The organism is Nonomuraea cavernae, assembly GCF_014646355.1.
GTDB lineage: Bacteria > Actinomycetota > Actinomycetes > Streptosporangiales > Streptosporangiaceae > Nonomuraea > Nonomuraea cavernae.
This window is the reverse complement of sequence record NZ_BMNH01000035.1, coordinates 31,858-54,831: the sequence shown is the minus strand read 5'-3', so window position 1 is coordinate 54,831 and position 22,974 is coordinate 31,858. Positions and strand designations below refer to the sequence as shown.

At 71.6% G+C, this 22,974-nt stretch carries 22 protein-coding genes; 13 read left to right on the top strand and 9 right to left on the bottom strand.

Annotation, left to right across the window (positions count from 1 at the left end):
* Positions 1-6 precede the first annotated feature (6 nt).
* From IEY82_RS34545 to IEY82_RS34515, 7 genes are all read left to right on the top strand, one after another.
* On the top strand, positions 7-207 hold the full coding sequence (locus tag IEY82_RS34545) for a hypothetical protein (protein ID WP_189128481.1): 201 nt from the start codon (positions 7-9) through the stop codon (positions 205-207).
* Positions 186-578, top strand: a complete 393-nt coding sequence (locus IEY82_RS34540) for a TadE/TadG family type IV pilus assembly protein (protein ID WP_225264110.1) — start codon at positions 186-188, stop codon at positions 576-578. The genes IEY82_RS34545 and IEY82_RS34540 overlap by 22 nt, the downstream gene beginning before the upstream one ends.
* Positions 575-1,177 (top strand): TadE/TadG family type IV pilus assembly protein, encoded by a 603-nt coding sequence (locus IEY82_RS34535; RefSeq protein WP_189128480.1) that lies wholly within the window; start codon positions 575-577, stop codon positions 1,175-1,177. Before IEY82_RS34540 ends, IEY82_RS34535 begins: the two co-directional genes overlap by 4 nt.
* Positions 1,174-1,599: an Rv3654c family TadE-like protein gene (locus tag IEY82_RS34530; RefSeq protein WP_225264112.1), complete on the top strand. Its 426-nt coding sequence runs from the start codon at positions 1,174-1,176 to the stop codon at positions 1,597-1,599. Before IEY82_RS34535 ends, IEY82_RS34530 begins: the two co-directional genes overlap by 4 nt.
* Before the next feature lie 74 nt (positions 1,600-1,673).
* Positions 1,674-4,451 carry a BTAD domain-containing putative transcriptional regulator gene (locus IEY82_RS34525; RefSeq protein ID WP_189128479.1) on the top strand — a complete coding sequence of 926 codons (2,778 nt, stop codon included), beginning with the start codon at positions 1,674-1,676 and terminating at the stop codon, positions 4,449-4,451.
* 281 nt (positions 4,452-4,732) lie between these two features.
* The gene (locus IEY82_RS34520; protein WP_189128478.1) at positions 4,733-5,314 is read left to right on the top strand and encodes a hypothetical protein; all 582 of its coding nucleotides are present in this window, start codon (positions 4,733-4,735) and stop codon (positions 5,312-5,314) included.
* Positions 5,311-6,240 (top strand): hypothetical protein, encoded by a 930-nt coding sequence (locus IEY82_RS34515; RefSeq protein WP_189128477.1) that lies wholly within the window; start codon positions 5,311-5,313, stop codon positions 6,238-6,240. Before IEY82_RS34520 ends, IEY82_RS34515 begins: the two co-directional genes overlap by 4 nt.
* A gap of 66 nt (positions 6,241-6,306) precedes the next feature.
* On the opposite strand, the gene IEY82_RS34510 is transcribed toward IEY82_RS34515, so the two are convergent.
* From IEY82_RS34510 to IEY82_RS34485, 6 genes are all read right to left on the bottom strand, one after another.
* Positions 6,307-6,531 (bottom strand): hypothetical protein, encoded by a 225-nt coding sequence (locus IEY82_RS34510; RefSeq protein ID WP_189128476.1) that lies wholly within the window; start codon positions 6,529-6,531, stop codon positions 6,307-6,309.
* Between the two features lie 22 nt (positions 6,532-6,553).
* A complete protein-coding gene (locus IEY82_RS34505) occupies positions 6,554-7,066 on the bottom strand; it encodes a methylated-DNA--[protein]-cysteine S-methyltransferase (protein WP_189128475.1) in 513 nt (170 codons plus the stop codon).
* Positions 7,063-8,517 carry a DNA-3-methyladenine glycosylase 2 family protein gene (locus tag IEY82_RS34500; RefSeq protein WP_189128474.1) on the bottom strand — a complete coding sequence of 485 codons (1,455 nt, stop codon included), beginning with the start codon at positions 8,515-8,517 and terminating at the stop codon, positions 7,063-7,065. Before IEY82_RS34500 ends, IEY82_RS34505 begins: the two co-directional genes overlap by 4 nt.
* Before the next feature lie 165 nt (positions 8,518-8,682).
* A complete protein-coding gene (locus IEY82_RS34495) occupies positions 8,683-9,624 on the bottom strand; it encodes an NYN domain-containing protein (protein WP_189128473.1) in 942 nt (313 codons plus the stop codon).
* A 107-nt stretch (positions 9,625-9,731) separates the two neighbouring features.
* The gene (locus IEY82_RS34490) at positions 9,732-9,932 is read right to left on the bottom strand and encodes an acyl-CoA carboxylase subunit epsilon (protein ID WP_189128472.1); all 201 of its coding nucleotides are present in this window, start codon (positions 9,930-9,932) and stop codon (positions 9,732-9,734) included.
* Positions 9,929-11,515: an acyl-CoA carboxylase subunit beta gene (locus IEY82_RS34485; protein ID WP_189128471.1), complete on the bottom strand. Its 1,587-nt coding sequence runs from the start codon at positions 11,513-11,515 to the stop codon at positions 9,929-9,931. The genes IEY82_RS34490 and IEY82_RS34485 overlap by 4 nt, the downstream gene beginning before the upstream one ends.
* 36 nt (positions 11,516-11,551) lie before the next feature.
* Here IEY82_RS34485 and IEY82_RS34480 point away from each other — a divergent pair, with 36 nt between their 5' ends.
* The 3 genes from IEY82_RS34480 (at position 11,552) to IEY82_RS34470 (ending at position 16,667) form a co-directional block, all read left to right on the top strand.
* The gene (locus IEY82_RS34480) at positions 11,552-12,403 is read left to right on the top strand and encodes an ABC transporter ATP-binding protein (protein ID WP_189128470.1); all 852 of its coding nucleotides are present in this window, start codon (positions 11,552-11,554) and stop codon (positions 12,401-12,403) included.
* Positions 12,400-13,977 carry a hypothetical protein gene (locus IEY82_RS34475; RefSeq protein ID WP_189128469.1) on the top strand — a complete coding sequence of 526 codons (1,578 nt, stop codon included), beginning with the start codon at positions 12,400-12,402 and terminating at the stop codon, positions 13,975-13,977. Before IEY82_RS34480 ends, IEY82_RS34475 begins: the two co-directional genes overlap by 4 nt.
* A gap of 68 nt (positions 13,978-14,045) precedes the next feature.
* A complete protein-coding gene (locus IEY82_RS34470) occupies positions 14,046-16,667 on the top strand; it encodes a phosphoenolpyruvate carboxylase (RefSeq protein ID WP_189128468.1) in 2,622 nt (873 codons plus the stop codon).
* A 27-nt stretch (positions 16,668-16,694) separates the two neighbouring features.
* Here IEY82_RS34470 and IEY82_RS34465 read toward each other — a convergent pair whose 3' ends face one another.
* The 3 genes from IEY82_RS34465 to IEY82_RS34455 all read right to left on the bottom strand — a co-directional run bounded on the left by IEY82_RS34465 (position 16,695) and on the right by IEY82_RS34455 (position 20,458).
* Positions 16,695-17,345, bottom strand: a complete 651-nt coding sequence (locus IEY82_RS34465; RefSeq protein WP_189128467.1) for a lysoplasmalogenase — start codon at positions 17,343-17,345, stop codon at positions 16,695-16,697.
* A 72-nt stretch (positions 17,346-17,417) separates the two neighbouring features.
* Positions 17,418-18,257: a formate dehydrogenase accessory sulfurtransferase FdhD gene (gene fdhD, locus IEY82_RS34460; RefSeq protein ID WP_189128466.1), complete on the bottom strand. Its 840-nt coding sequence runs from the start codon at positions 18,255-18,257 to the stop codon at positions 17,418-17,420.
* Positions 18,254-20,458 (bottom strand): FdhF/YdeP family oxidoreductase, encoded by a 2,205-nt coding sequence (locus IEY82_RS34455; protein ID WP_189128465.1) that lies wholly within the window; start codon positions 20,456-20,458, stop codon positions 18,254-18,256. Before IEY82_RS34455 ends, fdhD begins: the two co-directional genes overlap by 4 nt.
* Positions 20,459-20,576: 118 nt before the next feature.
* On the opposite strand from IEY82_RS34455, the gene IEY82_RS34450 reads away from it, so the two are divergent.
* Genes IEY82_RS34450 through IEY82_RS34440 form a run of 3 tightly spaced genes read left to right on the top strand, consistent with a single transcriptional unit; the run spans position 20,577 to position 22,963 of the window.
* Entirely contained in the window at positions 20,577-21,413 is an 837-nt protein-coding gene (locus IEY82_RS34450; protein WP_189128464.1) for a biotin--[acetyl-CoA-carboxylase] ligase, read from the top strand.
* 33 nt (positions 21,414-21,446) lie between these two features.
* Positions 21,447-21,959, top strand: coding sequence for a PH domain-containing protein (locus tag IEY82_RS34445; protein ID WP_189128463.1), 513 nt, complete (start codon positions 21,447-21,449; stop codon positions 21,957-21,959).
* Positions 21,960-21,979: 20 nt separating this feature from the next.
* Positions 21,980-22,963: an adenylate/guanylate cyclase domain-containing protein gene (locus IEY82_RS34440; RefSeq protein WP_308016011.1), complete on the top strand. Its 984-nt coding sequence runs from the start codon at positions 21,980-21,982 to the stop codon at positions 22,961-22,963.
* Positions 22,964-22,974 lie beyond the last annotated feature (11 nt).

Below are 22,974 nucleotides of genomic sequence, written 5' to 3'. Positions count from 1 at the left end.
TCCGTCGTGAACGTCGGCTCGTTCGCGAACACCGGCTCCGTCGTGAACGTCGGCTCGTTCGCGAACACCGGCTCCGTCGTGAACGTTGGCTCGTTCGCGAACACCGGCTCCGTCGTGAACGTTGGCTCGTTCGCGAACTCGGACTTCGTCGCGAACACCGGCTCCGTCGCGAACGCGGTGTCACGGTGGTCGAGCTGGCCCTGCTGATGCCGGTCGTCCTCGCGGTCGTACTCCTCATCGTGCAGGTGACGCTCTGGTTCCACGGCCGCCAGGTCGCGGAGGCCGCCGCCCGCGAGGGCGCCCGGGTAGCCCGCTCGGCCCCTTTCGACTCGGGCTCCTGGGAGGGCGAGGCCCAGACCAAGGCCACGTCCATCGTGCGGGCGATCGGCCCCCGGCTGCTCTCCGACGCCACCGCCACGACCTCGGTCAGGGAGCCCGACCAGCGGTTCGTCACGGTCACGGGCAGCGCCGTCCAGGTCATTCCGCTGCTGCCCGAGCTCACCTTCACGATCACGGCCACCGCGGGCGGTCCGGTGGAGTGCTTCCGGCCCGACGACGGGGGTGACGACTGCGGATGAGCCACCACGAGACGGGCCGAGCAGACCGCGCCGGCGCCCGGGAGCCGGGAGCCGGAGACCAGGCGGGAGTCGCACGCCGGGTGAAGGCCGTCCGCTGGGCGGGGGCCGTGCATCGTGCGGGGGCCGTGGATCGGGCGGCGGCGGTGGATCGGGCGGGGGCCGTGGATCGGGCGGCGGCGGTGGATCGTGCGGGGGCCGTAAGCCGGGCGGTGGGAGGCGAGCGGGGGTCGATGGCCGTGGAGACGGTCATGCTCGCACCGGTCTTCCTGCTCTTCCTGATGTTCCTGGCCGGAGCCGGCCGGCTGGTCGAAGCTCAGGGCCAGGTCAACGGGGCCGCCAGGGACGCGGCCAGGGCCGCCTCGGTGCAGCGCACGTTGGACGACGCCGGCACGGCCGCCGAGGCGACCACCACGGCCGCGCTGCAGGGGCGGTGCGCGCAGCCCGCCGTCTCGCTGGCCGGATCCGAGTGGGAGGCGGGCGGTCAGGTGCGGGCCGAGGTCACCTGCGAGCTGGATCTGAGCTTCCTGGGATTCAACGGCACCAAACAGATGACCGGCACGGCCGTGGTGCCGCTGGAACAACTGCGGAGGATCGAGTGAGCTCCCGGCTGGCAGGGGAGCGCGGGTCCATGTCGGTGTTCACCGTGCTCTTCTCCGTGGTCGTCTTCCTGCTCGCCGGGCTGCTGGTCGACGGCGGGGCGGCGATCAACGCCCGGCTGCGGGCCGCCGACGTCGCCGAGCAGGCCGCTCGCGCGGGCGCCGACACGATCGACGTCGACCACCTGCGCGCCACCGGTCAGACCCGGCTGCTGGACGAGGGCCAGGTGTGCGCCAGGGCCGATGAGGTGATCGCGGCTCACGGCGGTGACGACGTGTCCACCGGCGCCTGCGCCGTGGAGCAGGAGCAGACCGCGGTGACGGTCACCGTCAAGGTGTCCTGGACCGCGTTCTTCCTCGGCGCCATCGGCTTCCCCGGCACCGAGATGGAGGGCACGGCGACGGCCGGACCCGAGGCCAGATGAGTCAGACCGATTCCGACCACTTGGTGGCCCGGAGATCGGTGCGGAAGGACGCTGGACGCGAGAAAGGAGAAGCGATGCCCACGCGAGAGCCGGTGCGTCCACCCGGGCGGGTGCCCGTGCGGCCGCCCGCGCGCATCCCGGCGAGGCGGTCCGCCGGCGACGTGTTCGCGGGGCTCGCGGCACTCGTGGTGCTGGTGGCGCTCGTCGGCGGCGTCCCCTATGCCCTGCTCACGTTCGTCGGGCCGCCGCTCGGGCCGCAACTGCTCGACCTCGACCTGCTCACCAGCCGCGTCGGCCCGTCCACGATCACCGCCGTGCTGGTCCTGCTCGTCTGGCTGGCCTGGCTGCAGCTGGTCGCGTGCGTGATCGTCGAGGTGTACGCCGGGGTCCGCCGGATCGGCATGCCGGCCAGGGTGCCGTTGTCCGGCGGCACCCAGTGGCTGGCCAACCGGCTGGTCTCGGCGGTGCTGCTGCTGTTCACCGTTGGGGCGGCGGCCGTGCCCATCGCGCGGCTCGGCACACCGCCGCCCGCCCCGCCGCCCATGGCCGCGGTCGCGTTCTCGACTCCGGTCGTGGAGCAGCCGCTGGAGACCCAGCGGAGCAAGAAGGTGTACGTGGTGCAGCCGCCGCACGGCCGCCACCACGAGAGCCTGTGGGAGATCGCCGAGAAGTGCCTGGGCGACGGCCGGCGATATCCGGAGATCTTCCAGCTCAACCAGCACAAGGAACAACCCGACGGCGCCCGCCTCCGGATGGCCGACCTGATCAGGCCGGGCTGGGTGCTCGACATGCCCGACGACGCGCGCAACGTGCACGTCGTACCCGCCAGGCAGCCGCGTGCCGAGACCCTGCGCGAACACCCCGGCAGAGCCTCGACCAGCCCGGCTCGTGTCGGCGCGGAGCAGCAGCAGACGGTCGAGAGGAAGCAGGGAGAACACGAGGCCGGCGAGACGCGCGACACTCGGCGGGACACTGCCGACCAGCAGCGTCCGGCCGACCAGCAGCGCCCGACCAAAGAACAGCGCCCGGCCGAAGAACAGGGTCCGGCGGAGCAGCGTCCTGGGCTGGAGCTCGTCGAGTATCTCGCCGGGGCGTCATTGGCCGCCGCCGGGTTGCTGGCCGTGCTCGGCAGGCGGCGCCGGGCTCAGCTGTGGCGGCGCGCGTTCGGCCACCGCATCGTGCGCCCGCGCGACGACGCCGCCGAGGCCGAGGTGGCGCTCCGGCTGGGCGCCGACGCGCCCGGCACCCGGATTCTCGACGTCGGCCTGAGACTGCTCGGCGCCGAACTGGCCGCGGCCGGCCGCACCCCGCCGACCGTCTACGCGGCCCACCTGTCACCGGGCAACCTCGACCTGTGGATCCATCCGCCCGACGGTGACGCGCCCGCCCCCTGGACCGCCCAGGACGGTGGCCAGGTGTGGCGGCTGTCCGCCCACGAGGGGCGCCTGCTGCCCGATTCGCAGGAGAGTCCGCTGGGCGGCGCCCCCTACCCGGGGCTGGTGTCTCTCGGCACCGACGCGAGCGGACGGGTGCTGATCGACCTGGAGGCCACGCAGGGCCTGATCAACATCCGGGGCAGGCAGACCACCGCCGCCCTCGCCGCGCTGGCCGTCGAGCTGGCCACCAACCGGTGGTCCGACCGCATGCGCATCACGCTCGTCGGCTTCGGTGAGGAGCTGACCGCGATCGCCCCCGACCGCATCAGGGCCGTGGGCGGCCTGGCCGAGGTGCTGCCCGAGTTGGAGGCGACCGCGACACCCCGCCAGGAGGTGCTGACCGGCCGGATCACCGGCCGCCCGCGCGATGCCCACTACCTGCTGTCGGCGGTGACGCCGAACCACGACGAGGCGAGACGGCTGGCGCTGCTGGCCCGCAAGGACACGGCCGGGTACGTGGTGACCGGCGACGTGCCGCACGCCACCTGGACCCTGGAGATCACCGACGACGGCAAGGCGAAGATCGCCGAACTCGGCTTCGAGGTGACCGCGCAGCTCCTGCCCCGCCGCCACTACCAGGCCCTGGTCGCGCTGTTCCGCACGACCGAGCAGCTCGACGGCGAGGCCGTCCCCGAGGCCGAGCCGCTCGCCGACTACGGCCTGCCCGCCGTCGAGGTGCGGATGCTCGGACCCATCGAGATCGTCGGTCTCGACCCGCTGGAGGAAGGCCGGATGGCGCTCGCCGCCGAGCTGCTGGTCTACCTCGCCACCCATCCCGGAGGCGTGCACCCGGTCGTCCTGGGCGGCGTGCTGTGGCCGCGGGGCGTGCAGCCCATGGTCAGAGACGCGACGATCGCCCGGGTCGCCGCCTGGCTCGGCAAGCGGCACCTGCGCGTCGACGAGGCCGGCAGGCTCAGACTGGGGCCCGAGGTCCGCACCGACTGGGCGCTGTTCCGCGAGATGGTTCGCCGGTCCCACGGCGATCCCAGCGCGCGGACCGTGCTCCTGGAGCGAGCGCTCGGCCTGGTCAGAGGCCCCCTGCTGAGCGGGCGTCCGTCGGGCCGATACTCCTGGCTGGCCGCCGACGAGCTGGAGTACGACGTGACGGCCGGGGTCGCCGACGCCGCGCACCGCCTGTGCGAGATCAGGCTGGCGCACGGCGAGCCGGACGCCGCCGTCGCGGCCGTCCGGGCCGGCCTGCTGCTCGCCGCCGACGACGAGGGGCTCTGGCGCGACCTGCTGCGCGCCACCCACGCCACGGGCGATCTCGTACGGCTGCGCGCGGTCATCGAGGCGTTGACCAGAAGGGCCGGTTCGCACGCGTACGGCGGCGGGCCGGCCCCCGAGACCGAGGCGCTCATCGACGAGCTGCTGCCGTCGTGGCGCCTGCACGTGGTGAGGGAGTCCACCGCATGAGACGTGTGACGGGTTCACCGCAAAGGGACGTGCCAGGGCGTATGACCGGCCGTTCACGGAAGCGACGGCCACCTCGGTGCCAGGTCGGCAGCGAGCACTCATACGCGACTGAACGCCCGCCTACGGGTGGGAAAGGCGCTGGCGTGATGCGGCTGGTCCCGTCGGGGGCCCTATCGAGAGTCCGCTCGGGGGCTGCCATGACGGGGGCCATGACGGGGGCCATGACGGGGGCTATGAGGGGGGCTATGAGGGCGGCCATGAGGGGGGCTATGACGGGGGTTATGAGGGGGGCCGTGGCGTTGGCGCTGCTGGTGGCAGGATGCGCAGCCCAGGCCGAGCGGCCCTACACCCCGCGCGAGGCGGCGTCCCCGGCGAAGACGGCGGCGCGGGCCTCGCCCACGGCCGGGCCGCGGACGGTCGCGGTCGGCGACGGGATGAGGGTGCGCATCGAGTGGCCGGCGAACCCCGACCCGCTGCTGAAGGTGCTGACCAACTACTACCTCGGCACCCGCAAGGCCGTGGTCACCGGCGTCGATCGTTACAGCCGCGACCTGGAGATCGACGCGGAGGTGCAGGCGACCGAGTGGATCCGGGAGTTCACCGACACCGACCAGTCGCTGCGCGGTGTCGCGCGGCTCTACGACCTGCGCGTCAGCGCCGCCCGGAGCAAGGGGGCCCAGATCGACATGTGCGTGGACGAGTCAGAGCTGCGCCTGATCTCCACGCGCACCGGTAAGGCGGTGACGTCCCAGCCCGACTGGACGCGCGAGCCCTACCACCAGGCCGCGCTCGCGCACCGCGGCGACGACGGTGTGTGGCGCATCAGGGCACTCGTGTCCGACGACGAAAGGTGCAAACGATGAACCCCTTGGTCCCGGCACTGGTCGCCGGGCTGCTGGTCCTCGCCCCCACCCCCAAGCCGGGTGGCGACACGACGATCGAGGGCACCGAGCGCGGCAACGAGCGGGGCATCACGCTGTCCAACTCCAGCATCGTCCTGAAGGGCGACGTCAAGGGCGGCAAGAGCGACGGCTACCGCGTCAAGAGTCCCTGCTGGTACGAACCGGGCCTGGACGCCGACGCGATGCTGAAGTTCCAGACCGACCCCCGCACCCAGTTCGCCAGGATCAAGGCCGACGACCGGAGCTTCGACAGGTTCGTCCAGCAGTTCAAGGACAAGAAGGGCCAGCCGGGCCGCTGGTGGACACCCGCCTACGACACGAGCCACCCAGAGGGCGCGGCGTGCTGGGCCGAGCTGGAGCTGTTCCTCTTCGTGCCGCCCGACACCACGCCGCCTTCCGGGATCACGTTCGAGCAGCTGGCGGAGATCGCGAGGGCCGCGTTGACCGTGCCCGAGCCGGTGATCAAGCTCAATCCCGACGTCAAGAGCTACGTCAACCTGCCCACCTTCGTCTGGCTCGACAACCCCGGCGACTCTCAGCGTTCGGTCACCGCGACGCTGCCGGGCATCATGAGCGCGACCGTGGTCGCTACGCGGCAGAACATCACGATCACGTCGGGCACCACCGACGACCGCGCGAAGGTGGTGCAGGACGGCTGTGGCCAGGTCGGCACCCCTTACGTCAAGGGGGCGGCGTTCACCTGCGGCGTGCAGTATCTGCGGGCATCGATCGACCAGCCGCGCGAGGTCTATGAGCTGACCGTGTCGAGCACCTGGCCGGTCCAGGTGGCCGACCGGGTGGTGCCGTTCCAGTTCGCGCCGGTCGAGGTGAGCGCCACGCGCGACGTGCCGGTCGGTGAGGTGCAGAGCAACGTGCGCAACCCTTAGCCCAGGTCCGCTCAGACGCCGAAGGGCCGGTACGGGCTTGCCGTACCGGCCCTCGCCAGGCTCTGATCAGTCGAACAACTCGTCAACGCTTCGCACGCTGAGCGCTTTGAACGTCCACTCGTCGAGCAGCGCCTCGTCCGTGCATCCGGAGATGCGGGCCCGGGCCTCGTCGGTCACGGGGATGCCGCGAGCGTCGAGGAAACCGATCACGGACCGAGGCGCCGATCTGGCTCGCTCCTTGCGGAGCCAGCTGATGATGAACTCGCTCTTGTGCTCGTAAGATCCGGTCACCCGGGGATGTTACCGACCGCTGTCAGGTCGTGACCGAAAGTTTTCCCGCTTCGTGAGCCAGCAGCCATTCCTTTACCGGAGTGCCGTAGTAGTAGCCCCCGAATCCGCCCGTACTGGGCAGGACGCGGTGGCAGGGGACGAACGGCGCGATCAGGTTCTGGGCGCAGGCCGAGCCCGCCGCGCGGGCGGCCGTCCTGGGCAGCCCGGCGCGTTCGGCGAGCTGGGCGTAGGAGACCGTGGTGCCGGGCTTCACCTCGCGCAGAGCCTGGTGCAGGCGCCGGCGGGTGGCGCTGCCCGGCTGCTCGACCGCGATGGCGTCGAGGGCCGTGAGGTCGCCGTCGAAGTAGTCGCGGACCGCCTGGCCGGCGGGGCCGAGGTCGTCGACCGCGTCCAGGCCCTCGGCTCGCAGGGCCGGCGCGAGCCGCGCGTACATCTCCTCGGGGTCGGCGGTGAAGCCGCCCGCGACGAGCACGCCCTCGCGCGTCAGCAGGGACAGCGGGCCGATCGGGGTCGGCAGGACCTGTGCTTCGATCATGATGAACTCCATAGGTGCAGGGCGGCGTAGGCCCGCCAGGGGCGCCACCGTTCGATGTGGTCATCGGGAATGCCCAGGCAGGCCAGGCGCTTGGTGAGCACCAGGTCGCCGACGGGCCAGGCGTCGGGGTCGCGCAGCGCGCGCAGCGCGATGTAGCTCGCCGTCCAGGGGCCGATGCCGGGGACCTGGAGCAGCTCGGTCACGGCTTCGGCCGGATCCTGGCCGCCGTCGAGGTCGATCCGGCCGCCGCTCGTACGGGAGGCCAGCTCCTTGAGGGTGGCGATCCGGCGATTGGTCAGGCCGAGACCCTGCAGGTCGGCCTCGGCGAGCTCGGCCGGGGTGGGGAAGAGGTGTGTGAGGCCGGTGCCCTCGGTGCCCCGCCCGGCTCTGGCCACGACGCGGCCCAGCAGGGTGCGCGCTCCGGCGACCGAGATCTGCTGCCCCACCACGGCGCGTACGGCCAGCTCGAAACCGTCGAACGTGCCCGGCACCCGCAGCCCCGGACGCGCCTCGACCAGCGGGGCCAGCGACGTCTGGCCCAGCGCGGCGGCGATCGCGTGCGGATCGGCGTCGAGGTCGAGCAGGCGGCGGCAGCGGGCCACGATGCGGGCGAGCTGCCGGGTGTCGTCCACCTCGACGTCCAGGGCCAGGTGGCCGGGCTTCGGGGTGAGCGTGATCGTGCCGCCTGGGACGGCCCGGCTGTAGGAGGTGGCATCGGCCAGCTCCAGCCCCGGGATGGCCCGCGAGGCCAGGAAACCGAACACCCCCTCCACGTCGTACGGCTCCCGCCGGTGCAGGCGCAACCGGAACACCGCCGGGGCGGCGGCCACCCCGTTGTCGGGGGCGGAACCGTCGCGGACGGCGCGGGCCGCCGCGGGCCCGCGGGCCGTGGCGCGCAGCTCGCTCGGCGTGAAGCCGTACGTCTCGCGCATGGCCGCGTTGAACTGCCGGACACTGCCGAACCCGGCCGCGAACGCCACCGAGGTCACCGGCAGAGCGGTCTCGGTCAGCAACTGCTTGGCCAGCAGCAACCGCTTCGTCCGGGCCACCGCGAGCGGCCCCACGCCCAGCTCGGCGACGAACAGCCGGTGCAGGTGGCGTTCGGTGATGTGCAGCCGCCTGGCCAGCCCGGCCACGCCGCTGTCGTCGGCGTCGCCGTCGTCGATGAGCCGCAGGGCCCGGCCGACGAGGTCGCCGCGCAGGTCCCAGCCGGGGTCGCCGGGGGAGAGCTCGGGGCGGCAGCGCTTGCAGGGGCGGAACCCGGCCGCCTCCGCCGAGGCCGCGTGGCGGTAGAAGCGCACGTTGCGCGTCGCCGGGGTGCGGGCCGGGCAGATCGGGCGGCAGTAGATGCGCGTCGTCGTCACCGCCGTGTAGAAGCGCCCGTCGAACCGGGCGTCCCGCGCGGAGACCGCCCGGTAGCAGGAGTCGAAGTCGAGCTCGGTGGGTGCCATGTCTTCGACGATACGCACTGGTGGCATCGGGTGACCGGCGGAAATCGGACCTCACCGTGAAATCGCGGGTGAGCAGGTCGGAGCCGGTGAGTGGCGGAAATCGGACTCTCTGGAGAGGCTGATTCGGGCAGGGCCTCCGTCGCCACGCCGGAGGCCCTGGTCAGCTCACTTGGACGAGACCCCGACCCCCAGGTCGAACTCCCGGTAGACGCGCGCCCAGAACCCGTCGCGCAGCCAGACCCGGGCCTCGGGGAACGGGCGCAGCGAGTGGCCGAGCTCCTTCTCCGCCTCGATCAGCAGCTCGGTGTCGATGACGGTCGGCAGGATCGGCCCCGGCAGCAGGTCGCGGATGTTGTCGCGGCCCCGGGTGAGGATCCACTTCTGGGCCACGTGCTCGCCGACGTCCTCGACCCGGGGGCGGCTGGGCCCGAGCTTGGCGACCTGTCCGGGCTTGACGTGCGGCTTGACCGGAGCCCGTCCGGCGAACACCTGGGCGGGCGACGGGGCGGCGGCCGGCGGTGCGACCGGAACGGGCTGCGGAGCACGGCTGAAAAAGGGCCTCAGGAAATCAGCGGTGATCACTTCGACGGTGTCGGACTCCCAAACGAGGCGTTCGGCCTGGTTGGTGCCGTACGGCGGCTCGACGCCCCACAGGTGGATGCGAACGCCGTACGCCTGGGCCGCCTCGACGGCGGGCACCATGTCCTCGTCGCCCGCCAGCAGAATGGTGTCGGTCACCGCGTGGTGTCGGGCCAGCGCCTCCAGGTCGCTCCTGATCTGCGCGTCGACACCCTTCTGCTGGCCACGGGCGTTGAGGTTGCCAAGCCGTACCTTGACCCAGGGGAGCTGGGCGATGACCCGCTGATCGACGGTGGGCACGCGGTCACGGGCTGCGTCATACCAATAGATCCGCAGGAGTTCGCCGGAAATACGTTCCAATGCATGTTTCTGGAGGCTCTGGATCAGCTCATCCGCGGCCACCCGATATTCCTTGCGTTCCTTCGCGCCAAGCAGCACTTCACCTGCTGCAGCGTAGAGATAACCGACGTCCACCAGGACGGCGTACTTAGCTGCCACAGGGTGCGGCATGAGGTCTGGGATGGCCATGTCGTCCTCCAGGCCGCGGCGTTAGTTGATCGGCCGACTATATACGTCCACTTTCTCTAGATAGTCCCAACTCCCGGAGAACTTGACACCCGTTTCCCGGGATCTATCTAGGGTAGGCCGCTCGTCCGCCAAGCCGACTTCCCTGGAGAGAGCGGCTTACGCATGGCTCTTGATGGGTTTCGCCATGTTTGTGTTCTGGGCGGGGCTGGAGGCTCCGGAGCGACCTGACGAGCCGCGAGGACGGCCACGAGAGCGGCGATCTCCTCGGCGGTCGCGTCGCCCCGGACAATCCGCAGATGTCCGCTCATAGCGGGATGTTCCCATGCTTCTTCGGGGGCAGCGTGGCCCGCTTGTTCCGCAGCGCCCGCAGGGCCCGGACGACGTGCGCCCGCGTCTCGGACGGCTTGATCACCGAGTCGACGTAGCCGCGCTCGGCCGCGATGTACGGATTGGCCAGGGTGTCCTCGTACTCGGTCACCAGCCTGGCCCGTTCGGCGTCGGCGTCACCGGCCGCGGCCAGTTCGCGCCGGTAGAGGATGTTGACCGCGCCCTGCGCGCCCATCACCGCGATCTGCGCCGTCGGCCAGGCCAGGTTGACGTCCGCGCCGAGGTGCTTGGACCCCATGACGTCGTACGCGCCGCCGTAGGCCTTACGGGTGATGACCGTGATCAGCGGGACGGTGGCCTCGGCGTAGGCGTAGAGCAGCTTGGCGCCGCGACGGATGATTCCGTTCCATTCCTGATCGGTTCCAGGGAGGAAACCCGGAACATCAACAAAAGTGAGGATCGGGATATTGAAAGCGTCACATGTTCGAATAAATCGTGCCGCCTTCTCGGAAGCGTCGATATCCAGGCAGCCGGCGAAATGCATCGGCTGGTTGGCCACCACACCCACCGACTGGCCGTCCACGCGGCCGTAGCCCACCACCAGGTTCGGCGCGAACAGCGCGTGGACCTCCAGGAACTCCCCGTCGTCGAGCACGTGCTCGATCACCCGGTGCATGTCGTACGGCTGGTTGGCCGAGTCGGGGATCAGCGTGTCGAGCTCCGCGTCGGGCTCCAGGTCGGCGGCCGGCTCGAACACCGGGGCCTCGTCCAGGTTGTTGGACGGCAGGTAGGACAGCAGCGTCTTGACGTACTCCAGCGCGTCCTCCTCGTTGGACGCCTGATAGTGGGCCACGCCCGACTTCGTGTTGTGCGTGTGCGCCCCGCCGAGCTCCTCGAACGTGACCTCCTCGCCCGTCACGGTCTTGATCACGTCGGGTCCGGTGATGAACATCTGCGAGGTCTGGTCGACCATGACCACGAAGTCGGTCAGCGCGGGGGAGTAGACGTGCCCGCCCGCCGCGGCGCCCATGATCAGCGAGATCTGCGGGATCACGCCTGAGGCGTGCACGTTGCGCTTGAAGATCTCCGCGTAGAGGCCGAGCGCGACCACGCCCTCCTGGATGCGCGCGCCGCCGCCCTCGTTGATGCCGATGACCGGGCAGCCGGTCTTCAGCGCCATGTCCAGCACCTTGACGATCTTCTCGCCGTAGACCTCGCCGAGGGAGCCGCCGAAGATCGTCACGTCCTGCGAGAAGACGCAGACCTGGCGGCCGTCCACGGTGCCGTAGCCGGTGATCACCCCGTCGCCGTACGGCCGGCGGGTCTCCAGCCCGAACATCGTGGACCGGTGCCGGGCGAACTCGTCGAACTCCACGAACGAGCCCTCGTCGAGCAGGGCCAGCACGCGCTCGCGGGCCGTCATCTTGCCTTTGGCGTGCTGCTTCTCCACGGCCGCCGCCGACCCGGCGTGCGCGGCCTGGTCGAGCCGGCGCTCGAGGTCAGCAATCTTGCCAGCAGTGGTGTGAATATCCGGTATGTCCGGCATTGGGGCAACAGCGCTCATGCGCGCAAGGGTAACCCCTCCTCTTAGAGTGGATCCATGACGGACGCCGTTCGCACACAAGGCCTGTTCAAACGGTATGGCCCGCAGGTCGCGGTGGCGGGGGTCGACCTCGTCGTCCCGGCGGGCAGTTTCGCCGGTCTGGTCGGGCCCAACGGCGCGGGCAAGACCACCACGCTCAGCATGATCACCGGCCTGCTGCGTCCCGACGGCGGCCGGGCCGAGGTCGACGGGCTCGACGTCTGGCGCGACCAGGTCCAGGTCAAGGCCCGCATCGGCGTGCTGCCGGAGGGCCTGCGGCTGTTCGAGCGGCTGTCCGGCCGGGAGTTACTGCACTACAGCGGCCGGCTCCGCGGCATTCCCAAGGCCGACGTCCTGGGGCGCGCCGAGGACCTGCTGCAGGTGATGGACCTGGCCGGAGCCGCCGACAAGCTGGTCGTCGACTACTCCACCGGCATGCGCAAGAAGATCGGGCTCGCGGCGGCGCTGCTGCACAACCCCTCGGTGCTCTTCCTCGACGAACCGTTCGAGGGCGTCGACCCGGTCAGCGCCAACACGCTCACCGAGGTGCTCCAGCGCTTCACCGCCTCGGGGTCCACCGTCATCTTCTCCAGCCATGTCATGGACCTCGTCGAGCGGCTGTGCGACTGGGTGTCGGTGATGAACGGCGGCCACATCGTGGCGCAGGGCCCCCTGGAGAAGGTGCGCGGCGACCGCAGCCTCAACGACACGTTCCTGGCGCTGGTGGGCGGCCAGCGTGACGGCGGCGACACCGGCCTGACCTGGCTCGGCGCCAAAAACCTCGGCGCCAAAGATCTCGGCGCTGGAGATCTCGGCTCCAGGAACCTCCCAGGCGGAGACCTCGGCGCCGGTGACGGGGAGCCGAAGTGAGCACGGTCGCGCTCTTCGCCCAGCTCAAGCTCCGGCTGCTGGCCGGCAACCTGCGCGGTGACCTGTCCCGCAAACTCGGGTTCGTCTTCACCCTGGTCATGGCCGTGCTGCTGGCGGCGCTGGGCTTCTTCCTGATGAGCCTGATCCGGCTGGCGCCGCACGACATCGCGACCGACATCGTGATCGTCGTCTACACGTTCTTCCTCATCGGCTGGATGATCGTGCCGCTGCTCGCGTTCGGGCTGGACGACACGATCGACCCGGCGCGGCTGTCGCTGTTCCCGCTGAGCACCGGGCGGCTCGCGCTCGGCATGTTCACCGCGTCCGCCACCGGGGTGTGGCCCGCCGCGACCCTGATCGTCACGGCCGGCGCGCTGGCCGGGCTGGCCACCGGCGTCGGCGGCCTGCTGGTCGGGCTGGTGGCGGTGCTCCTGCAGTTCGCGCTCTGCCTGGTCACCTCCCGGCTGATCACCACCGCGCTGTCCGGCGCGCTGCGCACCCGGCGCGGGCGCGACGTGCTCGCCGTGGCGGCGATCTTCGTGGTGCTGCTCGCCCAGTTGCCCAACCTGCTCGTCAACAGCGACCTCGGCGACCCGCTGGCGATCCTGCGCGGCACCGCCGACGCCTTCCGGTGGGCGCCCTCGGGCCTGGCCGCCCACGCCATCTCCGACGGCGGGCTCGTCGGCCTGGCCGAGCTGGCCGTTCTGGCGCTGATCGTGCTCCTGGTCGGCTGGCTGTGGATCAAGGCGCTCAGCCGGGCGCTGGTCATGCCCGACTCCTCCACCCAGGCGGCCTCCGTACGCAAGGAGAGCGGCCTGGTCGACCGTTTCCTGCCCGACGGGCCGCTGGCGGCCGTGGTGACGAAGGAGCTCAAGTACATCCGGCGGGAGCCCCGGTTCCGGGTCGGCTGGTTCTCCGCGGTCGTGGTCACCGTCGTGCTGGCGTTCTCACTCGGCAACAGCATCGGCGACAGCAGCGGCGGCGAGGTCGGGCCGTGGCTGGCCATCCTGCTGACCTCGTCGGGCGCGCTGATGATCGCGCTGCAGTCGGGCAACGCCTACGGCATCGACGGGCCGTCGATCTGGATGAACGTCGTGGCCTGCGGCTCCGAGGAGAGCTTCCGCACCGACCTGGCCGGGCGCCACCTGGCCAACGCGGCGCTCGCCACACCCGTGCTCCTCCTGATCTCCGTCGCCGCGAGCCTGTTCAGCGGCAACCCGGGAGCGATCGTGCCCGCTCTGCTGGCCGGCTGGGGCGCCCTCGGCATCGGGCTCGGCGTCGGCTCGGTGACCAGCGTGACCATCCCCTACACGGTGCCCGAGCGGCTCAACGCCTTCAGCGGGGCCGCGCCCGGCCAGGGCGGCCAGGCCTTCGCCTCCTCCATGGGCGCGCTGCTCGGCATCATGGCCCTGTCGCTGCCGTTCGTGGTGCCGATCGCGCTCGGCTGGACCTGGGTCTGCGTGCTGGCGCCGTTCTACGGGCTGCTGGTCGAGACGCTCGGCAGGCGGCTCGGCGCCAAGATCGGGTTCGCCCGGCTCCCCGAGCTGGTGGCGGCGGTCTCGCGGCCCACCTGACCAGTGGTCTAGTCCATTTGGCGAGACCGGTCTGCGCCCGTTCCGAGCGACTCGGTAATCTGCGAAGCATGATTGACCAGCGGATCGAGCGTCGCAGTGCGGCCGTCACAGAGATGCCCGACGAGCTCCGCAACGATGTGCGGTTGCTCGGCAAACTGCTCGGCCAGGTGATCGCCGAGCAGGGTGGCGAAGACCTGTTGGCCGACGTCGAACGGCTGCGCAAGGCGGTCATCGCCGCCCGCAGGGGAGAGACCTCCGCCGACGAGATCACCGCCATGGTCGCCGAGTGGGAGATCGACCGGGCGGTGCAGATCGCCCGCGCGTTCACCTGCTACTTCCACCTGGCCAACCTGGCCGAGGAGCACTACCGCATCCGCACCCTGCGCGAACGCGACACCGAGGGCGGGGTGCAGCGCGAGTCGCTGGCGCAGGCCGTGGACGAGCTGGGTGGCGAGCGCGTCGCCGAGCTGGTCGGCGACATGGAGCTGCGGCCCGTGCTCACCGCGCACCCGACGGAGGCGCGCCGGCGCGCGGTCGTCACCGCCATCCAGCGGGTCAGCGCCCAGCTCACCGACTACAACACGCCCGGCCGCGGCGCCTCCGAGCGCGCCGAGAACACGCGGCGGCTGCTGGAGGAGATCGACCTGCTGTGGCGCACCGCCCAGCTCCGCTCCACCAAGCTCGACCCGCTCGACGAGGTCCGTACGGCCATGGCCGCCTTCGACGAGACGCTGTTCCGGGTGGTCCCGCAGGTCTACCGCTCGCTCGACGCCGCGCTCGGCGACGACAGCGGCACCCGGCCGCCGCTGGCCAGGCCGTTCATCCGCTATGGCAGCTGGATCGGCGGCGACCGCGACGGCAACCCCAACGTGACCGCCAAGGTCACCCGCGAGGCCGTGCAGATCCAGTCCGAGCATGTGCTGACCGCGCTGGAGACCGCCACCACGCGCATCGCCCGCACGCTCACCGCCTCCGCCCAGTTCGCCCCGCCCTCCCTCGACCTGAACGCGGCGCTGACCGCGGCCAGGGACGCCCACCCCGAGCTGGTCTCCGAGCTGGGCACCCGCTCGCCCAAGGAGCCGCACCGGCAGTGGCTGCTGTACGTGGCCGCCCGCATCGCGGCCACCCGCCGCCGTGACCTCGACCTCGCCTACCTGGCGCCCGGCGACCTGATCGCCGACCTGCGCCTCGCCCAGGAGTCACTCGCCGGCCACGCCGTCCGCCAGGCGTACGGAGAGTTGCAGCACCTGATCTGGCAGGTCGAGACGTTCGGCTTCCACCTCGCCGAGCTGGAGGTGCGCCAGCACTCCCAGGTGCACGCGGCGGCGCTGGAGGAGCTCCATGCGGGCGGCGAGCTGTCCGAACGCACCGAGGAGGTGCTGGCCACGATCCGGGTGATCGCCTGGATCCAGGAGCGGTTCGGCGTGCGGGCCTGCTCCCGCTACGTGGTCTCCTTCACCCGCGACGCGGCCGACGTCGCCGCCGTCTACGAGCTGGCCCAGCACGCGCTGGGCAGCCGGGCGCCGGTGCTGGACGTGGTGCCGTTGTTCGAGTCGGGCCAGGACCTCGCCAACTCCCCGCAGGTGCTCTCCGGCATGCTGGAGATCCCGCAGGTGCGCGACCGGCTGGCCGCCACCGGGCGCAGCCTGGAGATCATGCTCGGCTACTCCGACTCGGCCAAGGAGCTCGGCCCGGCCGCCGCCACCCTGCGTCTGTACGAGGCCCAGGAGCGGCTCACCGCCTGGGCCGCCGAGCACGACGTCCATCTGCTCATGTTCCACGGCCGCGGCGGCGCTCTGGGCCGGGGCGGTGGCCCCGCCAACCGCGCGGTGCTCGCCCAGGCGCCCGGCTCGGTCGCCGGCCGCTTCAAGGTCACCGAGCAGGGCGAGGTCATCTTCGCCCGCTACGGGCACCTGGCGATCGCCCGCCGGCACATGGAGCAGGTCGCCAACGCCGTGCTGATGACCTCCTCGCCCTCGGTCGCCGCCGCCACGGCCGCCGCCGCGAGCCGTTTCCGCCCCCTCGCCGAGCAGGTCGCCACCGCCTCCGAGCAGGCCTACCGCTCGCTCACCGAGGCGGACGGCTTTCCCGAGTGGTTCGCCCTGGTCAGCCCGCTGGAGGAGATCGGCTCGCTGCGCCTCGGCTCGCGCCCGGCCCGCCGGGGTCTCGGCGCGCCGCGCTCGCTCGACGACCTGCGCGCCATCCCCTGGGTCTTCGCCTGGGCTCAGACCCGGGTCAACCTGCCCGGCTGGTACGGCCTCGGCACCGGCCTGGCCTCGATCGGCTCCATGGACGAGCTGCGGGCGGCCTACCGGGAGTGGCCGCTGTTCAACGCCCTGCTGGACAACGCCGAGATGTCGCTGGCCAAGACCGACCGCTCGATCGCCGAGCGCTACCTGGCGCTGGGGGGCCGGCCCGACTTCGCCCGGCAGGTGCTGGAGGAGTACGACCGCACCCGTTCCCTCGTCCTGGAGGTCACCGGGCACGCTCGGCTGCTGGCCAACCGCAAGGTCCTCTCACGGGCCGTCCAGCTGCGCGACCCGTACGTGGACGCCCTCTCGCACCTGCAACTACGCGCCCTGCGGGCCCTGCGCACCGGCAACCCCTCGGACCACGAGCGCGACCGGCTGTCCACGCTGCTCCTGCTGTCGGTCAACGGCGTGGCGGCGGGCCTGCAGAACACCGGCTGACGGCGTCCTGGCCGGTCGGCCGGAGACCTACGAAGGATGGCTCACGGGCGCCATCGAGCCGTCGTTCCGGGCGGCGGACCGGCCGGCGGTCACGCCCCGGACGATCAGGAACTGCGCCGCGATGTAGGTCGCCATCAGCACCGGGCTCCGGCCGGTGAAATCCGTCCCCGTCACGCCGAGCCCCACCAGGAGGTCGGAGAACGCGAACAGCGCCCCGCCCAGCCCGGCGACGCGGTTCAGCCCGGCCCCGAACGCCGCCATCGTCACCAGCGCCAGCCCGTACAGCAGCACGGGCACCCGCAGTCCGCCCAGCGGCTCCCACAGCAGGACCCCGGCACCCAGCCAGACCACCAGGTACGCCCCCGCGATCCAGGGCCGGGCCCGCAGCCCGTCCCAGGCGCCCTCCCGTGTGAAGACGGTGAGGTAGCAGACCTGCATGACGAGGAACGCCGACATGCCCACCACGAAGGCGACCTGCCCGTCCACCAGCAGCGCGACGTCCCCCGCCATGGCGAACACCAGCCCGGCCGCCAGCAGCCGATGCCGGGGCGCCTCCCGCAGCACGTACACCGCCAGCACCAGGCAGAGCAGCGGCTTGGTCGCCCACTCCAGCGCCTCGATACCCAACGTCACGGAGACCAGGTTGGCCACGGCGAGCACGCCGAACAGAATGAGCATTTCCGGACGCTCCGCCACAATCGGCCCGTGCCAGCACAGGGGTTCACCGGCCCGACCAAAGTCGGATTCGGCTCAGCGGATGATCCGCTCCTGTCCCGCGTAGACGTTGCACCGCTCCCCGCGCAGGAACCCGACGAGCGTCATCCCGAAGTCCCTGGCCACGTCGACGGCCAGCGACGACGGAGCCGACACCGCGCACACCACGCCGACGCCCGCGGACAGCGCCTTCTGCATGATCTCGTAGCTGGCCCTGCCGCTGACCATGAGCACGTGCCGGTCCAGCGGCAGACCCTCGTTCAGGGCCGACCAGCCGACCAGCTTGTCCAGCGCGTTGTGCCGGCCCACGTCCTCGCGGACCGCCACCAGCTCGCCTTCGGCGGTGAACAGCCCCGCCGCGTGCAGCCCGCCGGTCTTGCCGAACACCCCCTGCGCCCCGCGCAGGCTCTCCGGCAGCCCGTACAGGACGTCGGGGGTGAGCTCGACGCCGCCCCGGGGGAGCGGGTGGCAGCGGTCGCGGAGCGCGTCGAGGCTGGCCGAGCCGCAGACGCCGCAGGCGCTGGACGTCAGGAAGTGACGGTCGAGCGCCGGCAGGTCGGGGATCGGGCCGTGCAGCCGCACCGTGACCGTGTTGTAGCGGGCCTCGGGCGGCAGGTCGTCGTCCACGCAGTAGCCGATGGCCGCGATGCCGCCCGGCTCGACCAGGCCCTCGCCGTGCAGGAACCCGGCGGCCAGCTCGAAGTCGTGGCCAGGGGTCCGCATGGTGATCGCCACGGTCTTGCGGGCGCCGCCAGGGGCGGTGAGGCGGATCTCCAGCGGCTCCTCGGTGGCCAGGTCGTCGCGGCGCTCGCGGGAGTCGGAGCCCGAGAGCTCCAGGACGCGGACCGGCCTCGTGGGGCCCGGGCGCTCCCTCACAGCCGCCGCACGGTCACGGAGGCGGCGTTGTAGTCGGGGATCTTCGCGTCGGGCGAGCGACGCGTCTCGTGGAGCAGCACGTTGCCCTCCGGCCAGTGGATCTGCAGGTTTCCGGGCGTCAGCGGCGCCCGCAGCACCCTGCCCTGGTAGGTGCGTTCGCCGGAGCGCAGCTCGACCTCGGCGCCGTCGGGCAGGTCGAGCCGGTCGGCGTCGTACGGGCTCATCAGGACCGCCTCGCGCGTCGCGCCGTTGAAGCCGTCGCGGCGCTCGTGGACCATGCTGTTGAACTGCTTACCCCGCCGCGTGGCCACGGTGAACGTGCCGTCAGAACGTTCTACGGCGGGCAGCCGGACGGCCGAGAACCTGCCCAGGCCGTCGGCCGTCTGGAACCGGCCGCCGGCGAGCAGGTGACGCCCGCCGTACTGCACGTTGTCTCCGAAGGAGCGCAGGCTCGCGATGCCCTCGTAGAACGGCACGGCCCGCTCGATCTCCTCCCGGATCTGGGGCGTGCCGGTGAAGCGCACGGCGGCGGCGATCTCGGGCCGGGTGCGGGCGGCCAGCTCGGTGAAGATCTTCCACTCCGGCCACGCCTCACCGACGCGCGGCCCCTCGATCTCCGGCGAGAAGATGATCCGCCGCTCGGTCGAGGTCTCGGTCACCCCGCCGACCATCTCGTAGCGGGTCTGCGCGGGCAGCAGCAGCACGTCGCCGTCGGACGGCACCAGCATCTGCGACGACAGCACGATGTCGATGTGCACGCGCAGCCCGAGCCGTGACAGCGCCTCGCGGCAGTAGCCGGGGTCGGGCATCACCTCCAGGAAGTTGCCGCCGCTGGAGACCAGCGCGTCGAGCTCGCCCGCGTGGGCCGCGTCGATCATCTCGCCGGCCGTCAGTCCGGGCGTGACGGGCACCTCGAAGCCCCACAGCTCGGCGAACGTCGCGGCGTTCTCGGCGGTGATGGGCAGCCCGCCCGGCAGGCCCGTGGCGTACGCGCCCATCTCGGCGCCGCCCTGCACCCCGCTGTGCCCGCGGATCGGCATCAGCCCGCAGTGGTCGCGCCCCACGAAGCCGCGCGCCAGCGCCAGGTTGACGATCGCCCGTACGTTGTCCTCGCCGTAGGTGTGCTGAGTGATGCCCATCGACCAGACGAGCACCGCCGACTTCGCCTCGCCCAGCAGCCGGGCCAGCCGGAACATCTCCTCGCGCGAGGCCCCGGACAGCGCCTCCAGCTCCTCCCACGACTGCTCCGACACCGTGCTCCGCAGTCGCTCGTACCCGGTGGTGTGCTCGTCGACGAACACCTTGTCCACCCAGTCGTTCTCGATCAGATGCTTGAGCACGCCGTTGAGGAACCCGATGTCGCCGCCCACGTTGACGCCGAAGAACTCATCGGTGATCTTCGTCCCGAACACCGCCGACTCCGCGTTGGACGGCACCCAGTACTTGTCCATTCCCGGCTCGCGATAGGCGTTGACCATGGCCACCCGGGTGCCGGCCTTCTTGGCGTGGTAGAGGTACTTCATCGCCACCGGCTGGTTGTTCGACGGGTTGGACCCGATGAAGACGATCAGGTCGGAGCCGATCCAGTCGGTGTAGGAGCAGGTGGTGGCGGCCGCGCCGATCGTCTCCTTGAGCGCCACGGTCGACGGCGAGTGGCAGATGCGGGCCGCGTTGTCGACGCTGTTGGTGCCGAGCGCGCGCACCGCCTTCTGCGCCGCGTAGTAGTTCTCGTTCGGCACGCCCCGGCTGGTCAGATAGGTGCCGAAGCGCGCGTCGCGCAGGCCGTCGGCCGCCACCCGCAGCGCCTCGTCCCACGAGACGCGGGTGAAGCCCGGCTCGCCCGCGCGCCTCAACATCGGGTACGGCAGCCGCCCCAGACCACGAAGCTCGGCGCTCTTCCTGCCGGTCAGGCCCGAGACGTCACGCAGCAGCGAGACGTCGAGCGCCGGCATCGTGTTCAGCGAGAGCAACCGGAGCCTGATGTTGCACAGGTGGATCTCATCCATGGTCCAGTCACGCATGCCGCGGGTGCCCAGTGCGCAGCCGTCGCAGGTGCCCTGGTTGAGGATCCGCCACGCGTAGCGCCGGTTGCCCTTGACCGACCGGAACGCCTTCGCCAGCTCCAGGTAGTTGTTCGGCTTGCGCAGTCCGATGCCGAACGGCCGCCACGACGCCCAGTTGCGTGGGTCCAGACGCGCCATGAATCGCTCACCACATTCCGGTTGTTCAGGTCTTTCGCCCCCATCTTGCCCTTGACGGCGAAACGCCCCGCCAGCGGCGTCGGTAGAGGGCACCCGATACGTCGGCGAAGATGGAAGGGTGCCCGACTCGCGTTACTCCGACCTCGACCGCCCTCCGCTCTCGGAGGCGGCGCTCAACCGCGCCCTGGTGCGGCCAGGCAGCCTGTGGACCGGGGTGACCGTCGTCGACCGCACCGGCTCCACCAACGCCGACCTCGCCCAGGTCGCCCGCCAGGGCACGGCTGAGGGAGCGGTGCTGGTGGCCGAGACACAGTTCGCCGGTCGCGGCCGGCTCGGCCGCGTCTGGAGCGCGCCACCGCGTTCGGGCCTGACGGTCTCCGTCCTGCTCAGGCCGGTGCCGCCGGTCGGCACCCTCGGCTGGCTCCCGCTGCTGTTCGGGGTGGCCGCCGCCTCGGCCGTCCGCCGGCTGGCCGAGGTGGACGTACGCCTCAAGTGGCCCAACGACCTGCTGATCGGCGAACGCAAGCTGGCCGGGGTGCTGGCCGAGCGCTCAGGCGACGCGGTGGTCATCGGCATGGGGCTGAACGTCTCGGTCAGGGCCGACGAGCTGCCCGTCCAGACCGCCACCTCGCTGGCCCTCGAATCCGGCGGGCCCGGGATCGCGCCCTTCGTCGACCGCGACCCGCTGCTGCGGGCGGTGCTCAGAGAGGTCGAGACGCACTACCGCGACTGGAGCGAGGCCGCCGGCGACGCCGACGCCTGCGGGCTGCGTGCCGCCTACCAGGCGTCGAGCGCCACCATCGGCCGCGAGATCAGGGTCGAGCTGCCCGGCGAGCGCATGCTGACCGGCACCGCGACCGGCATCGACCACGCCGGCCACCTCCAGGTGACCGCCGGCGGCGAGCGCCACACGCTGAGCGCCGGAGACGTGGTGCACGTTCGACCCTCGACGTAGCCGGGGGCGACTCCGAGGTGGCACGATTTGCGCATGACCATCCCGGACCACCATCTGACGCAGGGTGAGCGGCGCATCAGGTCCTTCCATCCGCACTGGAAGCGACTCGTCGTCCCCGCCGTCGCGCTCGTGCTGATCGCCGCGGCCTCGGGCGCGGGACTGTACTTCATCCCGGGTGACTGGGAGTACGCCTTCTTCGCCCGCGTCGCCGTGGGCGTCGTCGCGCTGATCCTGCTGACCGTCTGGACGTTCGTCCCCTACCTGCAGTGGAAGAACACCGCCTACGTCCTCACCACCCATCGGTTCACGATCAGCACGGGCGTGCTCAACAAGTCGACCGACGAGATCCCGATGGCCAAGGTCAACACGGTCAGCTCCGACCAGACGTTCGCCGAACGCCTGCTCGGCTGCGGCACCTTGTCCGTGGAGTCGGCCGGCGACAGGGGCCAGATCGTGCTCCGCGACATCCCCAAGATCCAGGATGTCCGCACCGACCTGTTCCGCCTGCTGGAGGACGCCTCCGACGGCACCATCGACGGCCGCTGACGTGACGTAGCCTCCACACCGTGGACGCGTCAGAGACCAGGGGCAGGCCGACCGCCGAGGAGATCGACGGTCTGCTCCTCGGCATGCCCGCCCGCTACACGCGCGGCGAGGTCGCCGCGGAGGCCGGCGTCCCGACCGCCCTGACCGAGCGCATCTGGCGGGCCCTCGGGTTCGCCTCGCTCGCCGACGACGCCGTCGCGTTCTCCGACGGCGACGTGGCCGCGCTGCGGCGGGTGCGGATGATGCTCGACAGCGAGCTGCTCGACGAGCAGACGGTCATCCGGATGGCCCGCGCGCTCGGCCAGACCACGGCCAGGCTGGCCCAGTGGCAGGCCGAGATCATGATCGGCGCGATGCTGCCGCCGGACGAGGAGCCGTCCGACGAGGACCTGACCCGCATCCTCGACACCGCGAGGGAGCTGCTGCCCGGCTTCGAGCAGGTGCTGGTCCACGTCTGGCGCACCCAGCTCGCCGCCGCCGGCACCCGCCTGCTCACGATGGCCGACTCCCAGGCCGAGGCGGTGCCCACCCGCCTGCTGCTGGCGGTGGGCTTCGCCGACCTGGTCTCGTTCACCCGGCGTTCCAGCGAGCTGACCGAGCGGGAGCTGGCCGAGCTGGTCGAGGGGTTCGAGGCCCGCGCCGCCGACGTGGTGGCCGCGCACGGCGCCCGGCTGGTCAAGACGCTCGGCGACGAGGTGCTCTTCACCGCGCCGACCCCGGCCCAGGCCGCGGCGATCGCGCTCGACCTGGTCGAGGCCGACGAGCTGCGCATCGGCATCGCGTACGGGCCGGTGCTGCCTCTCCTGGGCGACGTCTTCGGCACCACGGTCAATCTGGCCGCCCGGCTCACCTCGATCGCCCGGCCCGGCGCGATCGTCGTCGACACCGGCATGGCCGAGGATCTCGGCGACCGGCCCGAGTTCGAGGTGCGCCGCCTCAGGCGCCGACCGGCACGCGGCCTCGGCGTGGTGCAGCCCCACGTCTTGCGGAGATCACCCCACTGACACAAGATGGC

Excerpts from the sequence above, each read along its gene's own strand:
- IEY82_RS34505 (WP_189128475.1), bottom strand. The coding sequence starts at position 7,066 with ATGATCGAAGCACAGGTCCTGCCGACCCCGATCGGCCCGCTGTCCCTG.
- IEY82_RS34500 (WP_189128474.1), bottom strand. The coding sequence starts at position 8,517 with ATGGCACCCACCGAGCTCGACTTCGACTCCTGCTACCGGGCGGTCTCC.
- IEY82_RS34520 (WP_189128478.1), top strand. The coding sequence starts at position 4,733 with ATGAGGGGGGCCGTGGCGTTGGCGCTGCTGGTGGCAGGATGCGCAGCC.
- IEY82_RS34480 (WP_189128470.1), top strand. The coding sequence starts at position 11,552 with ATGACGGACGCCGTTCGCACACAAGGCCTGTTCAAACGGTATGGCCCG.
- IEY82_RS34535 (WP_189128480.1), top strand. The coding sequence starts at position 575 with ATGAGCCACCACGAGACGGGCCGAGCAGACCGCGCCGGCGCCCGGGAG.
- IEY82_RS34495 (WP_189128473.1), bottom strand. The coding sequence starts at position 9,624 with ATGGCCATCCCAGACCTCATGCCGCACCCTGTGGCAGCTAAGTACGCC.
- IEY82_RS34455 (WP_189128465.1), bottom strand. The coding sequence starts at position 20,458 with ATGGCGCGTCTGGACCCACGCAACTGGGCGTCGTGGCGGCCGTTCGGC.
- IEY82_RS34465 (WP_189128467.1), bottom strand. The coding sequence starts at position 17,345 with ATGCTCATTCTGTTCGGCGTGCTCGCCGTGGCCAACCTGGTCTCCGTG.
- IEY82_RS34445 (WP_189128463.1), top strand. The coding sequence starts at position 21,447 with ATGACCATCCCGGACCACCATCTGACGCAGGGTGAGCGGCGCATCAGG.
- IEY82_RS34525 (WP_189128479.1), top strand. The coding sequence starts at position 1,674 with ATGCCCACGCGAGAGCCGGTGCGTCCACCCGGGCGGGTGCCCGTGCGG.
- IEY82_RS34515 (WP_189128477.1), top strand. The coding sequence starts at position 5,311 with ATGAACCCCTTGGTCCCGGCACTGGTCGCCGGGCTGCTGGTCCTCGCC.
- IEY82_RS34490 (WP_189128472.1), bottom strand. The coding sequence starts at position 9,932 with ATGAGCGGACATCTGCGGATTGTCCGGGGCGACGCGACCGCCGAGGAG.
- IEY82_RS34470 (WP_189128468.1), top strand. The coding sequence starts at position 14,046 with ATGATTGACCAGCGGATCGAGCGTCGCAGTGCGGCCGTCACAGAGATG.
- IEY82_RS34485 (WP_189128471.1), bottom strand. The coding sequence starts at position 11,515 with ATGAGCGCTGTTGCCCCAATGCCGGACATACCGGATATTCACACCACT.